This window comes from Novosphingobium pokkalii (genome assembly GCF_014652855.1).
Lineage (GTDB): Bacteria > Pseudomonadota > Alphaproteobacteria > Sphingomonadales > Sphingomonadaceae > Novosphingobium > Novosphingobium pokkalii.
The window spans coordinates 32,621-47,896 of sequence record NZ_BMZP01000021.1 but is presented as its reverse complement, the minus strand read 5'-3'; the positions used below and the strand labels follow the sequence as shown (position 1 = coordinate 47,896).

At 64.1% G+C, this 15,276-nt stretch carries 13 protein-coding genes; 4 read left to right on the top strand and 9 right to left on the bottom strand.

From position 1 onward, the window contains the following. Window positions 1-17: 17 nt before the first annotated feature. From IE191_RS17850 to IE191_RS17820, 7 genes are all read right to left on the bottom strand, one after another. Window positions 18-1,670, bottom strand: coding sequence for an MFS transporter (locus IE191_RS17850; protein ID WP_191325740.1), 1,653 nt, complete (start codon window positions 1,668-1,670; stop codon window positions 18-20). 25 nt (window positions 1,671-1,695) lie between these two features. After that, a complete protein-coding gene (locus IE191_RS17845) occupies window positions 1,696-2,358 on the bottom strand; it encodes an SDR family oxidoreductase (protein WP_191325739.1) in 663 nt (220 codons plus the stop codon). Window positions 2,359-2,425: 67 nt separating this feature from the next. Further along, window positions 2,426-2,716, bottom strand: coding sequence for a hypothetical protein (locus tag IE191_RS17840; RefSeq protein ID WP_191325738.1), 291 nt, complete (start codon window positions 2,714-2,716; stop codon window positions 2,426-2,428). A gap of 62 nt (window positions 2,717-2,778) precedes the next feature. After that, on the bottom strand, window positions 2,779-3,474 hold the full coding sequence (locus tag IE191_RS17835) for a glutathione S-transferase family protein (RefSeq protein WP_191325737.1): 696 nt from the start codon (window positions 3,472-3,474) through the stop codon (window positions 2,779-2,781). Between the two features lie 83 nt (window positions 3,475-3,557). Then, complete coding sequence (locus IE191_RS17830) at window positions 3,558-5,423, bottom strand: flavin-containing monooxygenase (protein WP_191325736.1); 1,866 nt, start codon at window positions 5,421-5,423, stop codon at window positions 3,558-3,560. A gap of 379 nt (window positions 5,424-5,802) precedes the next feature. Continuing rightward, window positions 5,803-7,299: a class I adenylate-forming enzyme family protein gene (locus IE191_RS17825; RefSeq protein WP_191325735.1), complete on the bottom strand. Its 1,497-nt coding sequence runs from the start codon at window positions 7,297-7,299 to the stop codon at window positions 5,803-5,805. Further along, entirely contained in the window at window positions 7,296-7,439 is a 144-nt protein-coding gene (locus tag IE191_RS17820; RefSeq protein WP_191325734.1) for a hypothetical protein, read from the bottom strand. Before IE191_RS17820 ends, IE191_RS17825 begins: the two co-directional genes overlap by 4 nt. 275 nt (window positions 7,440-7,714) lie before the next feature. Between IE191_RS17820 and IE191_RS17815 the strand changes: the two genes are divergently transcribed. Beyond that, on the top strand, window positions 7,715-8,887 hold the full coding sequence (locus IE191_RS17815; protein ID WP_191325733.1) for a thiolase family protein: 1,173 nt from the start codon (window positions 7,715-7,717) through the stop codon (window positions 8,885-8,887). A 75-nt stretch (window positions 8,888-8,962) separates the two neighbouring features. Here IE191_RS17815 and IE191_RS17810 read toward each other — a convergent pair whose 3' ends face one another. Continuing rightward, a complete protein-coding gene (locus IE191_RS17810; RefSeq protein ID WP_191325732.1) occupies window positions 8,963-9,955 on the bottom strand; it encodes an enoyl-CoA hydratase/isomerase family protein in 993 nt (330 codons plus the stop codon). A 198-nt stretch (window positions 9,956-10,153) separates the two neighbouring features. Here IE191_RS17810 and IE191_RS17805 point away from each other — a divergent pair, with 198 nt between their 5' ends. Together IE191_RS17805 and IE191_RS17800 are read left to right on the top strand one after the other, a co-directional pair. Then, window positions 10,154-12,217 (top strand): 3-hydroxyacyl-CoA dehydrogenase NAD-binding domain-containing protein, encoded by a 2,064-nt coding sequence (locus IE191_RS17805; RefSeq protein WP_191325731.1) that lies wholly within the window; start codon window positions 10,154-10,156, stop codon window positions 12,215-12,217. A gap of 68 nt (window positions 12,218-12,285) precedes the next feature. After that, window positions 12,286-13,539 (top strand): acetyl-CoA C-acetyltransferase, encoded by a 1,254-nt coding sequence (locus tag IE191_RS17800; RefSeq protein ID WP_191325730.1) that lies wholly within the window; start codon window positions 12,286-12,288, stop codon window positions 13,537-13,539. A 77-nt stretch (window positions 13,540-13,616) separates the two neighbouring features. Here the strand turns inward: IE191_RS17800 and IE191_RS17795 are convergent, their stop codons facing one another. Next, window positions 13,617-14,330: a TetR/AcrR family transcriptional regulator gene (locus IE191_RS17795; protein ID WP_191325729.1), complete on the bottom strand. Its 714-nt coding sequence runs from the start codon at window positions 14,328-14,330 to the stop codon at window positions 13,617-13,619. 151 nt (window positions 14,331-14,481) lie between these two features. Here IE191_RS17795 and IE191_RS17790 point away from each other — a divergent pair, with 151 nt between their 5' ends. Next, on the top strand, window positions 14,482-15,276 hold the full coding sequence (locus IE191_RS17790) for an enoyl-CoA hydratase-related protein (protein ID WP_191325728.1): 795 nt from the start codon (window positions 14,482-14,484) through the stop codon (window positions 15,274-15,276).

Sequence of the window (15,276 nt, the reverse complement as noted above, 5' to 3'; positions counted from 1 at the left end):
GTCGCCTGACTGCGGCCCTAGCCGGTCGTCGTCACCGGGCTCTCGGGCACGTCGTCGGCCCAGCGGACCGAGCCGAAGGGGCGTTCGAGCAGGCGGCGGAGCCGGATCTCCGATCCCTCCCGTAGATAGCGCCGGACGTGGAGTTGGGTGTCGAGTTCATCAGGCGTGCTGCGGTCGCGTTGGCGCAGATAGTCGTGCCAGGTTGGGCACTGGTCTCGCTCGAGCCACAGCTCCGCGTCGGCGATATCGCGGGAGAGCGACCAGTCGAACGCGCCATTGCGTCGGCGTACCGAGCGCACCGCCTGCATCGCCCGATAGAATGCCCGGGCGTGCTGCGGCGCGACGCGATATTCGAGCTGTACGATGATGGGGCCCGATCGGCCGGTCAGGTCGAGATTGACCTCGGGATCAGACAATTTGACCGGCTCAAGATTCGCCGGCGGAGCGGCCTTGATCGGCATGATCCACCCGAGCAATAAGGTCGCCGCGAGAAAGGCTGTCGCGCCGAGCAGCGCCTGTTCGACGCTATAGGCCTGCGCCTTGCGCCCCCAGCACCAGCTGCCCGCCGCCATCCCACCACCGATTGCTCTCTGGTATGCCGCCATCAGCCGTCCTGAGACCCAGCGCGGTGCGAGGGTTTGGATCTGGACGTTGCAAACCGTCAGCGCGACCATCCAGCCCGCACCGCCAAACACGAGGCTGGCGCCGCTAAGCAGCGCACTGGTACTGGTCGCGACGGTGCAGGCCGCAAGCGCCAGCAGGCCGGTCGACAGCAGTACCAGTCCCTCGGCGGACAGCTGGTGTCGCAGGCGGTTGAGGCACATCGCACCGATGACCGCGCCTACTCCATAGGTACCGAGCAGCAGGCCATAGATTGCGGCGCTGCCTCGCAGCAGGTCGCGGGTGACCAGCGGCATCAGCGCCGAAATCGTACTGCCGCCGAAGCCGAACCAGAAGGTGCGGAAGAGCACCACGCGTACCTGCGGCGAGTGTAGTACGTAGCGGACGCCGGTATGCATCGCGCGGTCGATCCGCTCCGGCGGCAGGCGGGAAGGGGCCGGCGTGCGACGCCAGAGGAACATCACTGCGAACATCGTGCTGGCCGCGGTCGACGCGAAGGTGATTGCCGCGCCGCCAAGCGTGAGGATCACCCCGCCCAAGGCGGGACCGAAGCTCCGGGCGATGTTGAAGCTGATCGAGTTCAGCGAGACGGCCTGGCTCAGCATGTCGCGCGGCACCTGCTCGCTCACCGACGCCTGCCAAGCGGGGTTGAACAGCGTCATGCCCGTCCCGGTCAGCGCGCAAAACGCTAGCAGCGTCCATGGTGCGGCATGGCCGAGCCAGGTCAGAATCGCGAGCGCGCTTGCCGACATCATCGACAGCGCCAGCGAAACCATGCCGATCCTGCGCCGGTCGTACATGTCGGCCACGGCGCCGGCCGGTATCGACAGCAGCATCATCGGCAGCATCAACGCAGTCTGCACCAGCGTGACCATGCCCGCCTGTGCCGTGAGTGCCGTCATCTGCCACGCGGTTCCAACCGACAGGAACAGGAAGCCGAGGTTCGACAGGACACTGGCGATCCAGATTCGTCGAAACAGGGGCATGCGCAGCGGCTCCAGGAAGCCTTGGTGAGCGGCTGAGGAACGGATCGCGGCGGGATCGCTCATGCGGTGGGAGCGGCGGCGGCTGCGCTCAGACGCGCCCGGTTACCGGAATGCACGCGCCGGTAACCGCCGAGGCCGCATCGGACAACAGGAAGGCAATGACCTCGGCGAGTTCCTGCGGGCGGACCCATTTCGCGGCGTCGGCATCGCCCATGTCGGCCCGGTTCACCGGTGTGTCGATGATCGATGGCAGCACCGCATTGACCCGCGCCTTGCCCTTCCATTCGTCGGCAAGGGCTTCGGTCAGCCGGGCCACGCCCGACTTGCTGGCGGTGTAGGCACCCATTCCCATGCCCGCCTTCAGCGTAGCGGCCGCACCGACATTGACGACGCCTGCGCCTTCGATGAGGCGTGGCATGGCCGCGCGCGCAGCGTTCAGCGCAGTGCGTATGTTGATTCGGTAGAGGAAATCCCAGGTCTCCGGGCTCCCGTCCATCACCGTTTCCCAGCGGAACCCGCCGGCGATGCTGGCGAGACCCGCAAGCCCGTCCGCCAGGGCCGGGGCGGCAAAGGCCTCGGCAGTGGCCGCGGCGTCCGTCAAGTCGACGCCGCCGAGGAAGATGCCGCCAAAGTTCGGGGCTCGCGCGGCAAGGTCAATGCCGACCACTGTCCGGCCCGTTGCCGTCAGGTGTCGCGCGACGGCATTGCCCAGAAAGCCCGCGGCGCCGGTAACCACGACAGGCTTCGACATCGCACATGCTCCTTCAGAAAGAGAATCGTGTTGCGGGGCGCCCTCGCGCCCCGAGCGGTTTTCGCGGTCAATCCGAAGCAGGGAGCGGCTTGGCTTCCTTGACGACCAGCGCCACGCCGTCGACCGCCAGCGATCCCTTGCCCGGCTTCACGCACAGCAACTCGAACTGCCCGGCGGTATCGACATAGCGCTTGCCCATCATCGTCCCTGCCGAAAAGCTCGCCGATAGCGGCGCCGCTTCGCTGGGCTTCTCCACGGTCATCGGCGCGCCGCCGCACTGGATCGTGCCCGCGCCGCAGCGGATCACCATCACTTCCGTGTCGTCCGCTGCGCTCCGCAGGCGGGTTCCAGGCTTCATACCACTCTCCACTCGCTTGTATGTAGTTGTTTGCCGGCCATAGTCTGTGCCGCCGCTCGGCTCTAGTCGCGGGGGCGGCCATAATAGCGGACGAGCTGTTCGGGCGAAGCAGACTTCATGCTCTTCCTATCCATGCTCGACAGACCCTCGACGACGTTGAGCGCCCGCACGGTGGCCGGTCGCTGCGCGACCGAATCGTACCACCGGCGCGTTGCCGGACCAAATTCGACATCGGCGAAGAAGCGCGTGCAGGTCCGCATCCAGGGGAAGAGAGCGATGTCAGCGATGCTGTACGTGTCGCTGGCAAGATACGCACGCGTCGCCAGCACGGTGTCGATCACGCCGCACAGCCGATCGAGCTCGCGCCTGAACCGAGCAATGGCATAGTCATTGCCTGAAGACCGATCGCGGAAGTGAATTGCCTGACCGAACGTCGGGCCGACGCCCGCCATCTGGAACATCAGCCACTGCAAGGCATGATAGCGCCCAGCACCCTCGGCAGGGAAGAACTTCCCCGATTTCTCGGCGAGATAGATCAGGATAGCGCCCGATTCGAAGATCGTGACAGGACCATCTGTCGAGTCATCGTCGACGATGACCGGCACTTTGGCGTTGGGGTTCAGCGCGAGGAACTGGTCGCTGAACTGCTCGCCCAGAATGACATCGCACCGCTCAAACCCATACTCTGCGCCAATTTCCTCGAGCATGAGGAAAATCTTGACGACATTTGGGCTGCTCATTCCATAGAGAGTGATCATGCTTGTTCCACTTCGATGGGGTGGTCCCTTTTGCGATGGGCGCAGCCGACTGCCGTCAGGGATTTTTTACGGTGCAATCGAGGTCAGGAGTCGGTCCCTTCCGTCGCGAACGCGAACTTCATCCCCACCATATCGCCGCTGTCGCGCCACTCCTGGAAGTTGTTGAAGAACTTGCGGATGCCGCCGCCATAGGAGTCGGCGAAGAATCCGTTATTGTTGTCGACATTGCCTTCGTTGTTGAAGAAACCAGGGGTGCATTCCGCCCAGTAGCGGTCGGCCTTGCGCTTGTGCGCCCAGAAGTCGTCCAGGAAGTTCTGGACGGCTTCGGCACTGGGTTCGACCGAGGCGGCGCCGCGCTTTTCTGTTTCGGTGATCATGTGCACGACATGGCCGATCTGGCGCGTGATGCCGTAGAGCAGGTTGAGTGACGACCCGCTCTGGGTGCGGCCGAGCAGGAAAAGGTTCGGAAAGCCGTCGACTGCCACGCCGAAGAAGGTCCGCAGGCCATTCGCCCAATAATCCGAGAGCTTGCGGCCGTCCCTGCCCGTCACGTCATATCCGGCACGGTGGACGTAGGACGTCTCCGTTTCGAAGCCGGTCGCGAAGATCAGGCAATCGAGCTTATACTCCTCGCCATTGGTCATCACGCCGTCGGGTGTGATCTGCTCCACGCCGAGCCCGTCAGTATCGACGAGATGGACGTTCGGGCGATTGAACGCCTGCAGATAGGTGTCGTGGAAGGTCGGTCGCTTGCAGAACTGGCGGTACCACGGCTTCAGCGATTCGGCGGTTTTGGGATCCTTGACGATGTCCGCGATCTGCTGCCGGATCCTGTTCATGTTCTGATAGTCGTACAGCTCAAGCAGCTGGCTCCGCTCCTCGCGATCGAGCTTGCGGCCGACCTGTTCGGCTGCCTTTTTCAATGCCGGGCCGAACGCCTTGCGATAGAGTACCGTCCAGCCGTCGTTGACCAGATCGACTTCGACATCGGGGATGCCTTCGAGCACTTCGGCGAAGTTCACCATGCGCTCCCACTGCCAGCCCGGCTTCAGCGAAGCGGCCCATTCCGGATCGGTCGGCTTGTTGTAGCGCAGGTCCACGCACGAGGGGGTGCGCTGGAAAATGTAGAGTTCCTTGGCCGAGGCTGCCAAATGCGGAATGCACTGGATCGAGGTGGCGCCGGTGCCGATGATACCCACACGCTTGTCCTTGAGGCCGTCGAGCTCGCCCAGCGTGCTGCCGCCAGTATAGCCATAGTCCCAACGGCAGGTATGGAAGGTATGCCCCCTGAAGGAATTGATCCCGGGGATGCCTGGCAGCTTGGGCTTGCTCAACGGACCCGTCGCCATGACGACGTACTTGGACCTGAAGTTGTCGCCACGGTCGGTGGTGATCGTCCACTTCTTTGCCTTGTCGTCCCACGCCATGCCGGTGACAGAGGTCTGGAACATCGCGTTTTCGCGCAGGGCGTATTTGTCCGCGATACGGTTGGCCTGGGCGAGGATTTCCGGCTGATACGGATATTTGCACGTCGGCATCGTGCCGGTATCTTCGAGCATGGGCATGTAGACATAACCCTCGGTATCGCACTGCGCGCCAGGATACCGATTCCAGTACCAGGTGCCGCCGACATCGCCTGCCGCGTCGATCAGCCGGATGTTGCTCGGCGCCGTGTACCCCGCCTTGCGGAGGCGCGCGCCGAGGACCAGCGAGCTGAAGCCCGCGCCGATCAGCAGGAAGTCGACCTCGTCGTTGATCGGATCGCGCGTGAAGTTCGGATCGGCGTGCGGGTCCTCGCAGAAGTGCGAAAGCTCGCCGGCGATCTCCTTGTAGGAGCGGGCGCCGCGTTCAAGTCGCTTGTCGCGCTCGTGCAGGTATTTCTCGTGCAGTGCATCGGGATCGAAGTCGATTTCGCCAATAATCTGCTTAACGACCGGTGCAATTTCCATCTGCTAATTCCCTACCCTCAAGTCCCTGTCTACGCCCAAGCGGATTGCGGCGACGGACCCGCACAAAGCACCCTGGCCGGCGATCCGAAGATCACCCCGTCCGTTCGGTTGAGGACGGGAGCCGCGGCGTCGCTCATGCTAATGAACGTTTTTGACATTAGCGTCAAATATCTTTTGTGACGCGGCTGTCGGAGGCGCATGGATCGTCCGCGGGCACCCGGTACGATCGCCCCGCCGATACGGTGTGTGCCGGAGCGTCGCCAAACGCGCAGCCGCATCCGCCGTGCGTGCCTGGTCGCAAAACCTGGTGCTCGAAAGCCCGTGCGGCGCTCACGCCCACGCGCGCCGCAAGTGGCGGGGGTGCGATGCCGTGCCCGTTTCAGCCCGCAAACATGGCCTTCACGTTGCGCCGCAGCAGCTTGCCCATTTCGTTGTATGGCAGGGCATCCACGAACCGGATATGTTCGGGCACGCGCGACGAGCGCAGCTTTCGGCGCACGTGATCCTGAAGCGCCTCGGTGGTGAGTCCGGCACCCGGCGTCCGGACGATGGCGGCCGCGAGTGTCTCGCCCCATTCCACCGAAGGCACGCCGACGACGGCGACGTCGGCGACGCCCTCGCGTTCGCGCAGCACCTTTTCCACTTCGCCGGGGGAGATGTTCTCGCCCCCCCGCACGATCACGTCGTCGATCCGTCCGGCCAGAAACAGAAAGCCGTCCGCATCGAGGAACCCCGAATCGCGCGTGGGGAACCAACCCTGCGCGTCGGTCAGCTTGCGGCCTTGGTATTCCCCGGAAACCTGCGGTCCGCGCACGAACACCTCGCCCAGCTCGTTCGGCCCCAGCACCTTCCCGCTCTCATCGCGAATCTCGACTTCTACCGTGGGCAGCGGCTTACCCACCGAATCGAGCCGGCGGGCGATCATCGGATCGGGATGTTCGTGAGCCTCCCGATGTTCGTCCGGGCCCAGCAGTGCGATCGTTGAGCTCGTTTCGGTCAACCCATAGGCGTTGGTGAACGCCACGTGCGGGAACAGGTGCAGTGCGCGTTGCACCACCGGCAGCGGCATCTTGCCGCCGCCGAATGCGAGCGAGCGCAACGCCCCGAGGTCCGGTACGGTGCGCGCCTCGTCCAGATGTCCGATGATTCGGGTGAGCATGGTGGGAACGACGAACGCGTTGGTTACGCGCTGCTCCGCGCATTGCTTGAGCCACTCGACCGGGCTGAACTGCGGGAGCTGGACGATGCGGCGGGTAGCATAGATCGAGCTCAGGATCGCCGAAATGCCGGCGATATGGTAGGGAGGCACCGATACCAGTGTCGCCTCGTCCTCCTCGGCCGAACCGAACTCCACGGTGCCCAGCACGTAGCTGAGCAGGTTCTGGTTGCGCAGCAAGGCAGCCTTGGGCTCGCCCGTCGTGCCGCTGGTGAACAGCTGTACGGCAACGCCTTCCTCGTCTTCGGGAGCTTCCCAGTCGGATTGCTGGTCCGTGATCACCGTCGCCAGAAACTTGGCTGCCGACATCACGACCTGCGCCGCACCTGTAGGAATGGTGGCGAGCTTGTCTTCGTCGGCGATCAGGAACACCGGGTCCAGCCGCTCGATCAGTCGGTTTGTCTCGGGTACCGTCAGCCGATAGTTGAGCGGTGCGAACGGTCGGCCGGCGAGTGCCGCGCCGAACAGTGCGACCACCGTCGCGGGATTGCTTTCGCCGAGATACGACACATAGCTCGCGCCGCTTTCCACGATGCGCGCCGCCGCCGCCTTGGCGGAGGCGTAGAGACGGCCATAGTTATAATCCACCGAATTGTGAGTAAGGGCGATCCGATCTGCGAAGGTGTCGGCCGCCATTTGCAGCACCAAGGATATGTTCATGCCGTCACGCCGATGAGGTTGAAAGCCAAGTTGTAAGGAATGCCGCTGGCCGCTGGATTCTTGTCTGCGCGAGGCTTCGCACCCGCCCGATACGGAGCGGTGCAGTGCACATGCACATCGCGAAATTTCTGATCGTGCATTCTTCCTCCCCCAATGCATGTCTTATGCTGCTTGGAACGTGGTCGACCGTCCCCTTCGCCGCGAAGCCTTTCGGGGCGCGAGGGAGCGGCATGGAGATGGCATCGGGCAAAAACCCGTGCGCCGTTCCGTTTCCGCGGGTGGCAGCCGGTCATCTTATCCCTCTCACGTCCGTGCTTGCGCTTGCGCTGCACGGCAGCATATCGCTTGTTGACACTAGCGTCATATCCGTTGTTGACGGTGTAGTCATGTCCTTAAATGCGCGGAGAGGTTTCAAATGTCGTCGCCTGTCATCGTTAGCGCGGTCCGCACCGCGGTCGCCACCGCCCGAAAGGGAACGCTCGCCAACACTAGCGGCGAAGCGCTCGCTGCGACGATACTGGGGGCTGTCCTTGCGCGGGGCGGCATCGATCCTTCGCTGGTCGACGACGTGATCTTCGCCGAGTCGCTGTATGGCGGTGGGGCCCTGGCACGCCACGCCGCCGTCGAACTGGGGGTATTTCAGGCGGGCGGCATGGCGATCAACCGGCACTGCGCGGGGAGCCTCAGTGCCGTGGGTCTGGCCTCCGCACAGATTCTCAGCGGCATGGAGCGGCTGATCATCGCCGGTGGCGTGCAGTCGGTATCCACCGGGCCGATGATGCGCTGGCGGGTGCCGGCCAGCGACGAGGTCGAGGATTTTTGGATGCCGCCGACGCATCCGGCGAGCGAGGAAGCGCCGAATCGCGACATGTCGATCACCGTCGGATGGAACACCGCCAAGGCAGCCGGCTTGACGCGCGAAGAGATGGACGCTTGGGCGCTGCGCTCGCACCAGCGGGCCATCGCCGCGATCGATGCCGGCAACTTCAAGGACGAGATCGTGCCCGTCCAGGCCCTGCACATGGACGGTAGCACCGTCACGTTCGACGTCGACGAATATCCGCGTCGTGACAGTTCGGCCGAGCGGCTCGCCAGCCTCAAGGTCCTACACCCGGAAATCGACGGCTTCTCGATCACCGCGGGCAATTCGAGCGGGGTGAACGATGCGGCATCGGCGCTTGCCGTGGCCAGCGCGGACTTCGCCAACAACGAAGGGCTGGCGCCGATCGCCCGCGTGCTGGGCTGGACCGCCAAGGGCGCCGACCCGCGCTTTACCGGCATTGCGGCGATCGATACGATCCGCAAGTTGCTCGATCGCGCCGGACGGTCGGTGGGCGATATCAAGCTATGGGAAATCAACGAGGCGTTTGCGTCGGTGCCGCTCGCCGCATGCCGGATGCTCGACATCAGCGAGGAGGTAGTGAACGTCTCGGGCAGCGGCTGCTCGATCGGCCACCCGATCGCGGCTTCGGGGGGGCGCATGCTGACCACGCTGATCAACGATCTCAAGCGCCGCGGCGGCGGTCTGGGCGTTGCGGCGATGTGCGCCGGCGGCGGCCAGGGCGGCGCGGTCCTGATCGAGGTCTGATCGCCGCTACAGCCGTTCCGGCCGCGGGGAGGGGGCGTCGTCGCCTCCTCCCAACGGGGCGGTGGGCGGGCCGGATCAGTCTTCGATGCCGTCGATCAGGCCCCATCGCAGCGCCGTCCGTGCGCTGATCCGGGCGCCGGTCATCATCATCCAAGCTGCGCCCTGCCTGCCGATACGGCGAGTGATGCTGACACAGCCGCCCGCGCCCGGAATCAGGCCCATGTTCGTTTCCGGCAGGCGCAGGAAGGTCGATGGCGTTGCCGTCACCGTTCCGCCAAAGGCGGCGATTTCCAGCCCGGCGCCGACGCAGGCGCCGTGCAGATGGAAATGATATTTAGCGCCGTGATCGGCGAGCATCCGTGCCGGCAGCCGCTCGGTACGGATGAAGTGCCCGGAAACGCCGCTCTTCACATGCCCGAATTCGCTCAGAGCCCCGCCGATGCTGAAGCTGTCTCCCAACCCGCGGACGTGGATGCGTTCGATGCCGTCGTCTACCGCGCCCACCGTGAACGCCTCGAATAACGCATCGCGCATCGTCACATCAATCTCATTCCGCGCCGCGGGCCGGTTCAGCACGATGTCCAATTCCGCCCCCTTGCGATCGACCAGAACGGGCGGGCCGTCGGTCGCATTGGCGGCGGGCTCCCGCGACGACGCCGGCAGCCGGGCGAGCCAATCGCGAAATTCCTCGCCCTGTTGCAGGGCAGCGAAAGCCAGCGACTCAACGACCAGCGCCGATTGCGCCGACAGGCCTTCGATGATGCGCAAGGCCTGGACGAGGATCGTGGTCGAAACAGGATGGGCGGCAACCGCGCTTGCGATCCGTTCGACTTCCGCAGGGTTCGAGACCGAAAGATCGAACCCCGCCAACCGCGCAGGTGTTGTGGTCAGGGCCAGCGACGGGCAGGGCAGGCGGCGGAGCCAGGCCTCGGCGCGCGCCGAAACCGCCTCGGCATCTCCTTCGAAACCGGTGAAGTCGACGGTGAGCAGCGCACCGGGGCTGATCCCGAGGGCCAAAGGATCAAAGCCGATGAGGCTCCCTGCAAGTTCCCGAGCGTCCAGTTGCATGCGCGCACGTTGCCACGCCCGATCGCGGGATGCCAAGTATTCGTGGCGATAGGGCGCGCCGGGCGACGCGCTCGCCACGCGCGGAACCGGTTTCGGCCGCGAAAGATTGACGGATGCGTCAAATTCGTTATGCGCGGAGCGAGTGGCCGTGCAACCGTGCATGGCGAGGCGTCTGACCGCCAGATACGGGAGAGGCGAATGAACGCTGTGGGAACCTTCACGGTCGAGGATGGTATTGGTCTGATCACCATCGATTCGCCTCCGGTCAACGCCCTGAGCCATCGTGTGCGTGTCGCTCTCGACGCAGGCTTCCGCAAGTTTTCCGCCGATCCAGCGGTCAAGGGTATCGTGTTGATATGCGCCGGGCGTACCTTCATCGCTGGCGCCGACATCACCGAACTCGGCAAGCCAATTCTCGAACCGACGCTGCGCGAGGTGGTCGATCTGATCGAGCAGGGAAAGAAGCCTGTGGTCGCGGCGATCCATGGCACGGCACTGGGCGGCGGCTATGAGATGGCGCTGATCTGTCACTATCGCGTTGCGGTACCCAGCGCGCAGATGGGCTTGCCGGAAGTCAAGCTGGGGCTGCTACCCGGCGGGGGCGGAACCCAGCGACTGCCGCGATTGGTCGGTCCGGAAATCGCTCTCGAAGTCGTGATTAAGGGGGATCCGGTGCCCGCCCCCGAGGCGCTGCGGTTGGGCATGATCGATGCGTTGACCGAGGAGGGCAATCTCAAGGAAGGCGCGCTTGCCTTCATTCGGCAGGTATTGGCGGATGGACGACCGCTCCAGCGCATTCGCGACCGCACGGACAAGACCGGGCCGCACAAGGGGGACAGCAGCGTCTTCGACGCATTTCGTCGCAAAAACGCCCACGCGATGCGTGGTTTCCTCGCGCCGGAGAATAACATCAAGGCGATCGAGGCGGCGGTGGAATTGCCGTTCGATGCCGGCATCGCCCGCGAACACGAACTGTTCCAGGAACTGCTCGAATCCACCCAGTCCGCGGCGCAGCGCTATTATTTCTTTGCTGAGCGCGAGGCGTCCAAAGTGTCGGACGTGCCCGCCGATACCCCGGTGCGGCCGGTCGAGTCAGTCGGCGTCCTGGGCGCCGGCACAATGGGCGGTGGGATCGCGATGAACTTCCTCAACGCAGGACTGCCCGTCACGCTCGCCGAGACGACGCAGGAAAATCTCGACCGCGGCGTCGCCACCATCCGCCGAAATTATGAGGCGAGCGTCAAGCGCGGCAAGCTAACCCAGGCGCAGGTGGAAGAGCGCATGGCCCTGATCAATGGGGTGGTCGGGATGGAGGCGCTACAGGGCGCGGACCTCGTTATCGAGGCGGTGTTCGAGCAGATGGCACTGAAAAAGGAAGTCTTCGGCAAGCTCGACGCGATCGTACGGCCGGATGCGATCCTGGCGAGCAATACTTCCTTTCTGTCGATCGACGAGATCGCCCAAGCGACGCGCCACCCCGAGCGGGTTCTCGGGCTTCACTTCTTCTCGCCGGCCAACGTGATGCGCCTGCTGGAGGTCGTGCGTGGTGCGGCGACGGACAAGCAGGTCGTCGCGACAGCCATGAAGCTGGCCAAGACACTGCGCAAGGTGCCGGTCCTGTCGCGCGTCGGTCCGGGCTTCATCGCCAATCGCGTAATGGGTCCGCGCAACCGCCAGGCAGAAGCGGTCGTTCTCGAAGGCACAAGCCCCGAGCATATCGACGAGGCATTGTACGACTTCGGTTTCTCGATGGGACCGTTCCGCATGTTCGATCTGATCGGGCTCGACGTGACCGGCCGGGATTCGACCGAGCGCACCCTGCGGTCGGATTTTCTCAGCCATGGTCGGCTGGGGCAGAAGCAGAATGGCGGCTTCTACGATTACGACGCAGATCGCAACGCCACACCGTCGCCGGAAGCGGCCGCGATTATCGCCGCCTATGCGGAATATCGCAACGTCCCTGCGCGGGCGCCGCGTTCGCCCGAAGAAATCGTCGCCGATCTGCTCTATCCGGTCGTGAACGAGGGTGCGAAGCTGCTTGAAGAGGGGATCGCGTCGCGCGCCTCGGACATCGATGTCGCCTGCATCCTGGGCTATGCGTGGCCCGTCTATACCGGCGGTCCGATGTTCTGGGGCGATACGATCGGGCTCGGTAAGATCGTGCAGCGGCTGGACGAATTGGCCGCGCTCCATGGATCGGCCTTCGCACCCGCCGCGCTGCTGCGCGAGAAGGCGGCGGCGGGCGCATCTTTCACGCGGTAACGGCGACGTACCCTTCTGCGTGTGCACGGGTCGCATGGTCGAGAGACTGATTTCAGGAGGACCAGATCATGGGTGAAGCGTATATCATCGACGCGGTTCGCACGCCGCGCGGCATCGGCAAAGTCGGCAAGGGCAAGCTTGCGCACCTGCATCCGCAGCATCTTGCGGCGACCGTGCTGAAGGCCCTGAAGGACCGCAACAGTCTCAAGACGGATGAGGTCGACGATGTGATCTGGTCGGTCTGTACGCAGGTCCGCACCCAGGGCAGCGACCTTGGACGCATGGCAGCACTCGATGCCGGCTATCATCCCAAGGCGTCAGGCGTGACCCTCAACCGGTTCTGCGGTGGTGGCATTACGGCGGTCAATTTCGCGGCGGCGCAGATCATGTCGGGCATGGAAGATTGCATCGTCGCGGGCGGTACCGAGATGATGTCTTTCACCAATACGCAGGCGCGCGACGAGCAGGCTGCTGGTTTCGAGCCGCTGGGCATCGGTGCCGGCAACGCTCGACTGCAGGCGGCCCATCCGCAATCGAACCAGGGCGTCGCCGCCGATGCGATCGCGACGATCGAGGGCTTCACCCGGGAAGAGCTTGATCGTGCCGGCGTCATCAGTCAGGAGCGCGCCGCTCGGGCGATTGAGGAAGGCCGGTTCGACAGATCGATCGTCCCGGTGCTGGACGACGACGGCAATGTTGTGCTCGACCGCGACGAACATCCCCGGCCGGGCACTTCGCTCGCCGACCTGTCTGCGCTGAAGCCCTCCTTCGCCGCGGTCATCGACATGCCGATGAACAAGACCGGTGAAACCTTCCGCCAGGCGATAAACCGCCGCTATCCGGACGTCGACATCCAGAATTTCCATCATGCCGGCAATTCGTCGGGCGTGGTTGACGGTGCCGCAGGCCTTTTGCTGGCGTCGAAGGCCTATGCCGACAAGATGGGCTGGCAGCCGCGCGCGCGCATCGTCGCGACTGCGAACATGGGTGACGATCCGACGCTAATGCTCAATGCGCCGGTCGCCGCGGTCCGCAAGGTCCTGCAGCGCGCTGGCCTCACCCTCGACGACATCGACCTGTTCGAGATCAATGAGGCCTTCGCCGTGGTTTCGGAAAAGGTGATCCGTGACCTCGCGCTCGATCGCGACAAAGTGAACGTCAATGGCGGCGCGATCGCGCTGGGCCATCCGATCGGCGCGAGCGGCGCGATTCTGATAGGAACGGTGCTCGACGAACTGGAACGGACCGGTAAGCGGCGCGGACTCGTCACCATGTGCGCGGCCGGCGGCATGGCGCCGGCGATCATCATCGAACGCTGCTGAGCGAACGCCGCGCATCTTCATTGCCACGCGACAAACAGGGAGCGCTTGGGCACTCCGCGCGTTTGAACGCCGAGGTCTCAGATACTGATCGTTGCGAGGATCATCGTCGCCAGGTTGCGCAATACATCCTGGCGTTCATGGGGCGTGACGGTCAGCCACCAGTGGTACCAGAAGCGATCGAGCATCGAGCGCAGCGCAAGGCTGCGGATCAACAGGTCGGACTGGCTGCCGCGGGCGCCAAGTTGTTGCAGGGCTTCCGCCAGAACGCGGGAGGCGCGCTGGCTGCCTTCCATCCCGAGCTTGCGTAGCGCGGGGTCCTTGAGCGCCGCCTGCTGCCAGGTCAGTATATAGCCGCCGTCGCGTTCGAGAAACCGAAAATACTTGTCGATCCACGTCTCTATACCGGCCTGCAGATTGCCGCTGTCAATCTCGCCGAGCTGTTTCAGCAGTGCACAGCTCGTATCGCGGGCATCCGTACCGGCGACGATCATGATCTCCATCTTGGAGGAGAAATAGGTGTAGAATGACGCGCGTGACACCGCCGCAGCATCGGCGATATTGTCGATCGTGGTCGCCGCATAGCCATATTCCAGGAACAGCGCCTTGGCGGTGCTGACCAGCAGGTCCTTGGTTTGCAGCGCACGCTTGCGCAGGCGCGCATTTGCCGAGCGGTGGCTGGGCGCGCTGCGCGGCTGGCGCTCCGCCCGCTTCGTTTTCGTCACCTGCTCGCTGTCTTCGGCCGATTTGGGCCGCGGCTCGGCCACGGCGATGTCGGTGGTTTTTTTGGGCATATGCGTTTGGATTGTGTCAGTCTCGGATGGCGGTGGAAAGGGCCGTCAGCGCCTATGGCTGAGGTACGTACAGCGCCGAAACCCAACGGCTAAACGTGATTGACACAAGTGTCAAAAAGTGATTTTCAATGCACATACACAGGAGAGGTTCATGGATTTCGATCGCTACAAATACGTGCGCTTCGAGCGGCGCGGGCGGGTTATAGTTGCTGCACTTTCCCGGCCGGACCATCTGAATGCCGTCTCTGGGGAGATGCATCGGGAGCTGGCGCCACTGTTCACGGACCTGGCGCATGACCCCGACTCTGATGTCATCGTGCTGACGGGGGACGGCGGGGCGTTTAGCGCCGGCGGTGATTTTGATCTGCTTCTGGAGCAGAATGCCAATCCTTTCATGCTGCAAGCCGCGGTGGCTGAATCGAAGCAGCTGGTGTTCGGCATGCTGGAATGCAGCAAGCCGATCATCGGGCGCATCAATGGCGACGCCATCGGCCTGGGCTGCACGGTGGCGTTGCTTTGTGACATCATCGTCGCGACGGAAACCGCGCGCTTTGGTGACCCTCACGTTAAGGTGGGGCTCACCGCCGGCGATGGCGGTGCGGTAATCTGGCCGCAACTGGTGGGTTTTGCCCGCGCCAAACAATATTTGCTGAGCGGCGACCTGCTCGATGCTCGCGAGGCGGAGCAGATCGGCCTGATCAACTTCGCCGTCCCCGCCGAAGAACTGGACGAGGTCGCATTCCGCTGGGCCGACCGCATCGCGCGCGCTCCGCAACTCGCAGTGCGATCGACCAAGACCGTGATCAATATGGAGTTGAAGCGCATTGCCCATGCCGAGATGGATGCGGGCATGGCCTATGAGGCCATGACGATGGGTAGCGAGGATCTGCGCGAGGCGATCGATGCCATCAAGTCTCGCCGCAAGCCGACCTTCGTCGGTCGCTGA